Source organism: Streptomyces sp. NPDC059564, assembly GCF_042735575.1.
In the GTDB taxonomy this organism is placed as follows: domain Bacteria; phylum Actinomycetota; class Actinomycetes; order Streptomycetales; family Streptomycetaceae; genus Streptomyces.
Genome location: NZ_JBHWBP010000321.1, coordinates 1 through 8894, shown reverse-complemented (window position 1 = coordinate 8894; position 8894 = coordinate 1). Strand labels below are relative to the sequence as shown.

General features: G+C 71.6%; 14 protein-coding genes and 2 pseudogenes. 8 read left to right on the top strand and 8 right to left on the bottom strand.

All coding sequences use genetic code 11. The annotated features are described in order from the left end of the window. Positions 1-13: 13 nt before the first annotated feature. The gene (locus tag ACFV0Q_RS33515; RefSeq protein WP_385010572.1) at positions 14-622 is read left to right on the top strand and encodes a TetR/AcrR family transcriptional regulator; all 609 of its coding nucleotides are present in this window, start codon (positions 14-16) and stop codon (positions 620-622) included. 7 nt (positions 623-629) lie between these two features. On the opposite strand, the gene ACFV0Q_RS33510 is transcribed toward ACFV0Q_RS33515, so the two are convergent. Together ACFV0Q_RS33510 and cspE are read right to left on the bottom strand one after the other, a co-directional pair. Next, on the bottom strand, positions 630-1814 hold the full coding sequence (locus tag ACFV0Q_RS33510; RefSeq protein ID WP_385010570.1) for an epoxide hydrolase family protein: 1185 nt from the start codon (positions 1812-1814) through the stop codon (positions 630-632). Between the two features lie 131 nt (positions 1815-1945). Beyond that, positions 1946-2155, bottom strand: coding sequence for a transcription antiterminator/RNA stability regulator CspE (cspE, locus tag ACFV0Q_RS33505; RefSeq protein ID WP_385010568.1), 210 nt, complete (start codon positions 2153-2155; stop codon positions 1946-1948). Between the two features lie 108 nt (positions 2156-2263). Between cspE and ACFV0Q_RS33500 the strand changes: the two genes are divergently transcribed. Together ACFV0Q_RS33500 and ACFV0Q_RS33495 are read left to right on the top strand one after the other, a co-directional pair. Further along, entirely contained in the window at positions 2264-3136 is an 873-nt protein-coding gene (locus ACFV0Q_RS33500) for a helix-turn-helix domain-containing protein (protein WP_385010566.1), read from the top strand. Positions 3137-3231: 95 nt separating this feature from the next. Continuing rightward, positions 3232-3354, top strand: coding sequence for a hypothetical protein (locus tag ACFV0Q_RS33495; protein WP_385010574.1), 123 nt, complete (start codon positions 3232-3234; stop codon positions 3352-3354). Positions 3355-3380: 26 nt separating this feature from the next. On the opposite strand, the pseudogene ACFV0Q_RS33490 reads toward ACFV0Q_RS33495, so the two are convergent. Next, a pseudogene (locus ACFV0Q_RS33490) lies at positions 3381-3608 on the bottom strand (oleate hydratase); the annotation flags it as partial. After that, a pseudogene (locus ACFV0Q_RS33485) lies at positions 3585-3643 on the bottom strand (hypothetical protein); the annotation flags it as partial. The pseudogenes ACFV0Q_RS33490 and ACFV0Q_RS33485, both read right to left, overlap by 24 nt. Positions 3644-3952: 309 nt before the next feature. Between ACFV0Q_RS33485 and ACFV0Q_RS33480 the strand changes: the two are divergent. Continuing rightward, positions 3953-4207: a type B 50S ribosomal protein L31 gene (locus tag ACFV0Q_RS33480; protein ID WP_385010564.1), complete on the top strand. Its 255-nt coding sequence runs from the start codon at positions 3953-3955 to the stop codon at positions 4205-4207. A 63-nt stretch (positions 4208-4270) separates the two neighbouring features. Here the strand turns inward: ACFV0Q_RS33480 and ACFV0Q_RS33475 are convergent, their stop codons facing one another. From ACFV0Q_RS33475 to ACFV0Q_RS33460, 4 genes are all read right to left on the bottom strand, one after another. Further along, the gene (locus ACFV0Q_RS33475) at positions 4271-5560 is read right to left on the bottom strand and encodes an amidohydrolase family protein (protein ID WP_385010562.1); all 1290 of its coding nucleotides are present in this window, start codon (positions 5558-5560) and stop codon (positions 4271-4273) included. A 105-nt stretch (positions 5561-5665) separates the two neighbouring features. Continuing rightward, positions 5666-6439: a GntR family transcriptional regulator gene (locus tag ACFV0Q_RS33470; RefSeq protein WP_385010560.1), complete on the bottom strand. Its 774-nt coding sequence runs from the start codon at positions 6437-6439 to the stop codon at positions 5666-5668. Beyond that, a complete protein-coding gene (locus tag ACFV0Q_RS33465) occupies positions 6417-6542 on the bottom strand; it encodes a hypothetical protein (protein WP_385010558.1) in 126 nt (41 codons plus the stop codon). Before ACFV0Q_RS33465 ends, ACFV0Q_RS33470 begins: the two co-directional genes overlap by 23 nt. A gap of 67 nt (positions 6543-6609) precedes the next feature. Continuing rightward, positions 6610-7116 (bottom strand): cupin domain-containing protein, encoded by a 507-nt coding sequence (locus ACFV0Q_RS33460; RefSeq protein WP_385010556.1) that lies wholly within the window; start codon positions 7114-7116, stop codon positions 6610-6612. Positions 7117-7180: 64 nt separating this feature from the next. Here ACFV0Q_RS33460 and ACFV0Q_RS33455 point away from each other — a divergent pair, with 64 nt between their 5' ends. From ACFV0Q_RS33455 to ACFV0Q_RS33440, 4 genes are all read left to right on the top strand, one after another. Further along, entirely contained in the window at positions 7181-7303 is a 123-nt protein-coding gene (locus ACFV0Q_RS33455; RefSeq protein ID WP_385010554.1) for a hypothetical protein, read from the top strand. A 45-nt stretch (positions 7304-7348) separates the two neighbouring features. Further along, positions 7349-7918 carry a GNAT family N-acetyltransferase gene (locus ACFV0Q_RS33450; protein WP_385010552.1) on the top strand — a complete coding sequence of 190 codons (570 nt, stop codon included), beginning with the start codon at positions 7349-7351 and terminating at the stop codon, positions 7916-7918. A gap of 4 nt (positions 7919-7922) precedes the next feature. Beyond that, on the top strand, positions 7923-8276 hold the full coding sequence (locus ACFV0Q_RS33445; RefSeq protein WP_385010550.1) for a VOC family protein: 354 nt from the start codon (positions 7923-7925) through the stop codon (positions 8274-8276). Between the two features lie 128 nt (positions 8277-8404). Next, on the top strand, positions 8405-8836 hold the full coding sequence (locus ACFV0Q_RS33440) for a pyridoxamine 5'-phosphate oxidase family protein (protein WP_385010548.1): 432 nt from the start codon (positions 8405-8407) through the stop codon (positions 8834-8836). Positions 8837-8894: the final 58 nt, after the last annotated feature.

The following is an 8894-nucleotide window of genomic DNA, read 5'->3' as shown; positions in this document are numbered from 1 at the left end:
GTAGGGTGGCGGCATGAACGAGACGCAGACCGGCGCACCGCAGGAGCCGACCGGGCGCCGCGAACGCAAGAAGGCCGCCACCCGCCGAGCGCTCGCGGACGCGGCCCTGCGCCTGTTCCTCGACCGCGGCTACGACGAGGTCGGCATCCGGGAGATCGCGGACGCGGCCGACGTCTCCACCACCACCCTGTTCAAGCACTTCCCCGTGAAGGAAGCCCTCGTGTTCGACGAGGACGCCGACCAGGAAGCCCGGCTGCTGGCCGCCGTCACCGACCGGCCCGCCGGACAGTCCGTCCCCGCGGCCCTGCGCGAGCACGCCCTGCGCCACCGGGCCGGCGCCGGGGGCACCGACGGGCAATTCGCCGCGTTCGTCCGCCTGGTCGAGGCCACCCCGGCCCTGCGCGCGTACGGACAGCGCATGTGGCTGCGCCACGCCACCGCCCTGGCCCGGACCATCGCCGCCGACATCGGCGCTCCCCCCGACGACGCCCTGTGCGCGGCGCTGGCCCACTTCGCCCTCGAAGCCCCCCACGTCGTACGGGACGACGGCGACGGCGACGCCCGGGAGGCCGTCACCCGCGCCTTCGACCTCCTCGAACACGGCTGGCCAGCCACCCCCTGACCCGGCGCTACCCCAAGACGCCCGTTGCCGCGGCCCGGTAGGGGCGGAAGAACGCGCGCAGTTCCTCCGCGTAGAGCTCGGGCTCTTCGAACGGCGCGAAGTGCCCGCCGCGTTCGGGTTCGCTCAGACGTACGACGTTCGCCGTGCGTTCGAGCCATGCCCGCGGCGGGCGGACGACGTCACCGCGGAACAGCGAGAAGCCGGACGGCACTTCCACCCGGCGGGCGTGCTGAGCGGGCGGGATCGCGGCGTTCGCGCGGTACATGCGCATCGACGAACCGATCGTCCCGGTGAGCCAGTAGAGGGTGACGTTCGTGAGGATCTCGTCCTTCGTGTAGCTCCGCTCGACGTCTCCGCCGCAGTCGCTCCACGCCCGCAGCTTCTCGACGATCCACGCCGCGAGCCCGGCCGGCGAGTCGGTGAGCCCGAAGGCGGCGGTCTGGGGCTTCGTGCGCTGGATCGCGGCGTACGCGCCTTCGGCGGCGCCCCAGGCCGCGGCGCCTTCGAGCCAGGCGCGCTCCTCGGGGGCGAGGTCGGCGGGGTCGCCGGTGAAGACGGGCAGGCCCGCGTCGGTGCGGTGGACGGCCACGACCCGGTCGGGGTGGTCGAGGGCCAGGTAGCGGCTCACGTGGCTGCCGAGGTCCCCGCCCGCCGCGCCGAACCGCGCATAGCCGAGGACGTCCATCAGCTCGGCCCACAGGCCTGCGACGGCGATGGCGTCGAGGGGCGGGCCGGTGGGGCGGTCGGAGTACCCGAAGCCCGGCATGTCGGGCACGACCACGTCGAACGCGTCGGCGGGATCGGCGCCGTGCGCGCCGGGGTCCGTCAGGAGCGGGACGACCTTCGAGTAGCGCCAGAACGAGTCCGGCCAGCCGTGGCTGAGGACCAGCGGCAGCACGGGCCCGGCCGGCGCGACGGCGCGGGCGTGCACGAAGTGGATCCCGAGGCCGCCGAGCGGGACGCGGAAGCGGGGGAGCCGGGCGAGCGCCGCCTCCTGCGCCGACCAGTCGAACCCGTCCGCCCAGTAGGCGACGAGCTCGCGGAGGTAGCCGAGGTCGGCCCCGAACGACCACCCGGCGTCCCCGGGCGCGTCCGGCCACCGCGTCGCCCGCAGTCGGGCGCGCAGGTCCTCCAGCGCCCCGGGCTCGGCACGAGGGGCGAACGGCTCAACGCGGGTCGGTGCGTCCGGCATGGCCCGCATGGTAGCGGCGGCGCAGCCACCCGCCCGTGACCGGCGCGGCGGCGAAGCCGAGGGCCGCCGAGTGGCGGGCGTGCCGACCGGAAGGAACACGGCACGGATCGGTACGCCCGCTCAGCCGTCGGCTAGATCGCGATGACGTTGGCGGCCGATGGCCCCTTGGCGCCGCTCGTGATCTCGAACTCCACGCGTTGGCCTTCCGCCAGCGTCTTGAACCCGTTCGTGGAGATCGCGGAGAAGTGCACGAAGACGTCCTTACTGCCGTCTTCCGGCGTGATGAAGCCGAACCCCTTCGACTCGTTGAACCACTTCACTGAGCCCTTGATCGTGGACACTGGTACTCCTCATCCGTGCGGTCGGCCCGGGCACGCGCCGGCCCGGACAATCGCATCCTTGCCCGCCCACAACCGAGTTGACTCGCAGAAGACCGAGATCGAGGGGACATGCCGGTGGTCGCAAGCACAGTCACAGCCGGTCAGGGGCTGGAGGTGACACGGGTGGGTGGCCGGTGGCGGGTGACCCGGCCGTGGCCTCCCCAGTTACGGCCGATCGTGCACAGCTATGCGGGTTACTGGGAGGCGACGGCCTCGCCCTACCGCGTGCGGCTGGTTCCCACGGGTCGCGCCGTGGTCGTGATCAACCTGGGGGAGCCGTTCACCCAAGTCCGCCGCCTGGAGGACGCGAGCCCGGGCATCCAGGTGACCGGCTCGCTGGTCGCGGGGCTCGAGGACGGGCCCCGGGTGTGTGACCACCCCGGCGGCCAGGAGGCGATCCGGCTCGAACTGACCCCACTGGGCGCGTTTCGGCTGTTCGCGCTGCCCATGAGCGAGTTGACCAACAGGGTGGTCGAACTGCGCGACGTCCTCGGCCCCGGTGCCGGGATGCTGGTGGAGCAACTGTCGGCCACCAGTGACTGGGGCGCCCGGTTCGACCTGCTGGACATCGCGTTGTCGGCCCGGCTCGAGCGCGGACCGCATCCGTCGCCCGAGGTGAGCCACGCCTGGCGCCTGCTGTCCCGCGCCGGCGGGGCGATACCGGTCGGCCGGATCGCGGCCGAAGTGGGCTGGAGCCAGGGCCACTTGGTCCGCCGGTTCACCGAACAGATCGGCCTGACACCGAAGACGTCCGCCCGGGTACTGCGCTTCCATCGCGCCATGAGGCTGCTCACCCACGAGGGAGCGAATCCCGCCGAAGTGACCGCCGCCTGTGGCTATTACGACCAGGCCCACCTCAACCGCGAGTTCCGTGCGCTGGCCGAGACCACCCCCGGCCGGATGGCCGCCGCTCGCGTGGCCGAGGGAGCGCTCGCCTTGTGAGGGGCGAGGTCAAATTTGTCCAAGCCAGGCCGTCCGCAGGTCGATAGTGTCCCCGTTCGTAGCGACGGTGAACCCGACACGGAGGGGAGTATTCGATGGAAGACCTGCTGCGCCTCCTGGTGAGCGGCGCGATCACAGGCGGATTGATCGGCTTGGCGGGGGTCCTCGGCCAGCGCAGGCGCAGGCGCCGCGAGGGCGGTGACCCGAACGGCCGTTGACGTTCCGGCGCACATCGGGGGGTGTGCCGGGGGATGGACTGGTCGAGGATCTGCGGGCGCTGCTCGAAGCGCAGGTGGGAGAGCGCCTCGTCCAGGATCTCCCGGCCCGTGCACTGCGGCGTGGGCTTCGTGGCGAAGTCCCCCTCGTGCCCGGGGAAGAGGGCGTGAACGACTCCCAGGTCGAGTCCGCCACCGAGGAGTCGAAGACGCTCGGGTCGCCGAGCCCGGGCCGCTTGGCGGCCAGGGTCTCCCACAGCCGCCAGGAGCCCGCGGAACGCGAGGTGTCCAGGACCGGCGCCGCTTCCGTGGCCCAGGGTGGAGTCGGCGGTCATCGACCCGTTGGTCACCATCACGAGGTCGTCCGGGCCCACCGGGGTCTCGCACCTCGGACGGCCGATGCGCCGCTTCCGGGAAAGATCCGAAGTCGACGCTTCCCCGCCCGCCGGGCCGGGCCGGGACGCGGAGCGCGGACACAAGTCGCCCGCATGGCCGACGCCTGGCGGCGGTGTGGACCGCCCCGTCCACTGCTAGCTTCCTTCGTGTTCGTTTCATAACCGGAGTCACCGGCCCCGCACGACTTCTGATCCGAGGAGACGACATGCCGAAGGACAAGCACCCTTCTTACGCCCCGGTCGTGTTCCGGGACCGATCCGCGGGCTTCGCCTTCCTCACCCGGTCCACGGCGAGCAGCGACGAGACCATCGAGTGGGACGACGGGAACACGTACCCCGTCATCGACGTGGAGATCTCGTCGGAGAGCCATCCCTTCCACACCGGGCGGGCACGCGCGATCGACCCTGAGGGCCAGGTCGCCAAGTTCCAGCGGCGCTTCGGCGACGCGGACTCCGCCTGATACGCCGGGACGGCCATGCCGGGGGCGGGGGCGGGGCCGCTCCGCCCCGGCCTCCGGCACCGCCTACACCAGGCCGCCGTCCCGGGCCACGATCCGGCCACCGTGCACCACCAGGTCGCGCTGCGGCATGTCGACCACGACCTGGGGCACGCACTCGCCCTTGACCAGCACGAAGTCCGCCGGGGCGCCCGGCGTGAAGTCGGCGTGCGGCAGGCCCATCACGTCGGCGCCGCCGTGCGCGCCCACGGTGTAGCAGGACGTCAGCTCCTCGTCGAGGCGGGCGTCGGTGATCCAGCCCAGGATGTGCGCGCGGTGCAGCATGTCGGCGTTGCCGAACGGACTCCAGGAGTCACGGACGCCGTCCGAGCCCAGACCCACCCGCACTCCGTGCTCCCGCAGCTTGGCGACGGGCAGGACCAGGGACTCGTTCGGGGCCACCGTCGTCAGGGCGATGTCCAGGTCGGCCAGATCGGCGGCCATCGTGTCGAGCGCGGGCTCCGACAGGAACGGCAGGCAGAAGACGTGGCTGACCGTCACCTTGCCGCGCAGCGACAGCGCCCGGGTGCGTTCGACGATGGCGCGCAGGACGCGCGTACCCTTCTCGTCCCGGTCGTGGAGGTGGATGTCCACACCGACGCCGTACCGGTCCGCGAGCCGGAAGACCAGGTCGAGCTGCTCGTCGAGGGCGTGGTCGAAGCTGATCGGGTCGATGCCGCCGATCATGTCGACGAGACCGTTGCGTGCCGCGTCCTCCAGGAGCCCGGCCGTGCCCGGGGTGCGGACCACGCCGTGCTGGGGGAACGCCACGATCTGTACGTCGAGCGCGTCGGCGAGGCGCTCCCGGGCCTGGGCGACGCCCTCGACACCGGCCAGGCCGTACGCGGGTGCCACATCGGCGTGGGCGCGCATGGCCCGGGTGCCGCGCGTCACCGCGTGCGACATCAGCGCGTACGCCCGCTCCCCGACCGGCCTGCGCTGCGCGTGGAACAGCTCCACGTCCTGGGCGCAGTACTCGGCTATGCCGGCGGCCGGCTTGCGCGACACCCAGGCGCCGCCCCAGCTCGTCTTGTCGGGGTGGATGTGCGCGTCCACGAGCGAGGGCAGCGCCAGGCGGCCACCGCCGTCCACCACCGCGGCGCCCTTGGGCGCAGGGGCGTCGGAGATGCGGCCGTCGACCACCACGAGGTCCACGGGCCGCTGCGCGCCGAGGGGACGTACGTCGCGAAAGACCACGGCCTTCTTGGGGCGGCTGGGCTGAGGCTGGGCTCGGGCCGCGGTCGGGGGGAGCGCCGCAGTGCCGAGGGCGGCCGCTCCGGCGAGGACACCGCGGCGGGACAGGGGCGGGGGAGGCATGGCGGATCTCCTTGAGGCAGGGGAGGATGCCTGGTCCCCAGTTTGTATACCAAGCGGGGAGAAGGTGGCAAGGATCCCGGGATTCAGCTGAGGTCTAGCCCGTCATCAATCCTTCTTGGTATACAAACCTGTGTCACCGAAGAGCGACTGGAACGCCACCGAGCGACTGTCCCGTACGTGCAGCAGTGTGCTCGCCGCGGCGGACTCCTCGTCGCCCGCCGCGATGTGCCGGAAGATGTCCGCGTGCTGTGCCCGCATGTGCTCGGGCTCCGCCCGCATGCCGAACAGGAGGCGAAGCTGCCAGTTCAGCTGCTCCATCGTGCGCGCCAGCAGCGGGTTGCCGCTCAGTGCCACGATCTCCTCGTGGAACGCGGTGTGCTCGGCCACCTCCCGCGGCCCTTCGTCCGCCGTGGCCGCCTGCTCGGCCCGCTCCAGAGAGCTCCGCAGGGCGGCCAGACCCGGCAGGTCCTCCGGACGGGCCGACGCCACCGTCCGTGCGGCGAGCCGCGACGCCTGAACGGCGAGCGGCTCCCACACCTCGTACAGGCACCGCACGTCGGGGCGTTCCAGCCGGCGCACCCGCACCCCGCTGTTCGGCAGCAGCTCCAGCAGGCCCTCGGCGACGAGGGCGCGCAACGCCTCGCGCACCGGGACCCGTGACATCCGCAGTTCCTCGGCGACCTCCCGCTCCACCAGGCGTGAGCCCATCGGGTAGCGACGGTCGACGATGCGCTCCCGCACCGCCTCGCGCGCCTGCGCGCTCAACGACGTACGCCCCTGCCCCGATGCCCCTCCACTGCCCGCCACCCGCACCCGTCCTCCGCTCTTCCTGCCCCGGGCGAGAATACGGCCTCGGTCAGAGTTCGTCGTATGAGGCATCGGGGCGGTTCCAGCCCGTGTTGAAGGTGTGCAGGACCACCCGCAGGTACCGCCGGACCTGGTTCACGTTCTCGATCGTCCCGAGACCGGGGATGAACGGCACGGTCGGCGTGGACGTGTGGCCCAGCCCCTGGAGTTCGAGGTCGTTGAAGCGGGCCGCCTCCGAGCCATTAGCCGGTGGGCTCGGCCGGGTGGCAGTAGCGGTGGATCAGCTCGGCGTGGCCGGGGAAGCGTCGCAGCAGGTCGTCGGGCCGGCCCAGGGTCATGTCGGCGAAGTCGAATCCGGGGGCGACGGCTTCGCTGATCAGGGCGTGGTCCCCGATGGTGAGGTGGGACGCCTTCCAGATCCCCCCGGGGACGGCCAGGGTGAGGAGCTGCCCCCGGCTCGGATCCGGGCCGAGTACGGCGGTGCTGTGACGGCCGTCCGGGTGGAGCAGGTGGTAGGTGACCGGGTCGCCGTCGTGGTGGAAATGCAGGATGTCGGACCGGTTGAGGTGCCAATGCCCGATCGGCGACCAGTGGGTGAGCAGATAGTGGATCGATGTCAGGGTGTGGCGGTCGCCGTCGGGCGTCCGTAGCGGCGGGCGGTGGTCGGCCTGGAAGGTCCGCCGGAAGTACCCGCCTTCCACGTGCGCTTCAAGGCCGAGGGCGTCGATCCAATACTGTGCCGTGGGCACGGTGTCCTCCTTCGAACGGTCCGATACACGGTAATTGCTTTCGATCGATCGAGAATCGAATACCTTGACCACTCGACGCCCGGACCACCGCGTCGCGCGGCTGGACCACTGGGCCGACCTCTGGCACCGCCCTGGGCTCTACGGCCCCACCGCCGCACCCACGGCGCGGCACGTCGGCGTGCGGTAGGCAAAGCAGTTCGTGCTCACCCACCGGCGGCCCTACGGTGGCGTGATGGTGCAGGTGAGAGAGATGAACGAAGCCGACGTCGAGGCCGTCTCGGCGATCCGGGTGCGCGGCTGGCAGGCCGCCTATGCCGGGATCGTTCCGCAGGCGTACCTGGACGCGATGACGATCCAGGGCGATGCCGAACAGCGACGGGAGTGGTTCTCCCGGCCGCATCGGCAGTCGACGGACCTCGTCGCCCTCGACTCGGGCGGCCTCGTGGGATGGATCAGCTTCGGTCCGTACCGAGGGCAGCCGCATGGTGCGGGACGGGCAGGTGAGATCTACGCCTTCTACGTTCGCCCCGACCTCATCGGCCGGGGCGTGGGCCGTGCTCTCCTCGGCGAGGTCCACGCGCGCATGGAGGAGCAGCGGTTCCGGACCTCGGCGCTGTGGGTTCTCGGCGACAACCAGCAGGCCCGTCGCTTCTACGAACGAGCCGGTTACCGGCCTGACGGCGGCACTCAAGAGGACGTCTACGACGACGTCACGCTCACCGAGCTCCGCTACCGGCGTGCGCTCGGGGAAGCCGGCGATGGTGTGGTGCCCGCCCGCCCGATCGACGTCCTGGCACCATAGCGGCATGGAACATGTGCTTGGAATCGGCGGATACTTCATGCGGGCCGCCGACCCGGCGGCCCTGAGTGCGTGGTACCGCGACTGCCTGGGCTTGGACGGCGATGAGAACGGCCTGTGGCATCAGGGAGCCGGGCCGACGGTGTTCGCGACGTTCGAGTCCGGGACCGACTACTTCGGATCCCGCGCCCAGCAGACCATGCTCAACTTCCGGGTCCGCGACCTGGACGCGATGCTCGCGCAATTGCGCGCCAAGGGCGCGGACGTGGCCGAGGAAAGGCAGGAGATGGAGGGTGTCGGCCGATTCGCCTGGGTCACCGATCCCGAAGGCAACCGGATCGAACTCTGGCAGCCCGCCTGACGGCATCCCGCGCACGCGGTGCGTGCCCGGACCGCCGCTGGGCCGTACGGGTGGCAGGGCGGGAATGGCCGCGAGGCGGGGCGGCGTTCTCGCGGGGAAGGAAGCATCCCCTGTTGAAGGAGTGTGCCGTGGCTCTGTCCCGTACCGACCGTGAGCAGTTCCTCGCCGAACCCCATGTCGCCGCGTTCGCGGTGAGCGGGGGCCCGGAAGGTGACCGTGCGCCGCTGGCGGTCCCGATCTGGTACCAGTACGCTCCCGGCGGCGACATCTGGATCATGACCGGCCGGGACTCGCGCAAGGCCGAACTCATCCGGGCCGCAGGGCGGTTCACGTTGATGGTGGACCGGCTGGAGCCGACGATCCGGTACGTGTCCGTCGAGGGGCCGGTCGTCGAGACCGTGCCGGCCACGCGCGAGCAGCTGGTGGAGATCTCCTCGCGGTACCTCCCGGCGGAGAAGGTCGAAGGCTACGTCGACTTCGCCTGGAAGGAACACGGGGAGCAGGTCGTGATCCACATGCGCCCGCAGCGGTGGGTGAGTTCGGACCTCGGGAAGGTCTGAGCCCGGGGCGCTCGGGCGTCCGGCCGTCCTCACCGGGGTGCCCCGTTCGGGTGCACCG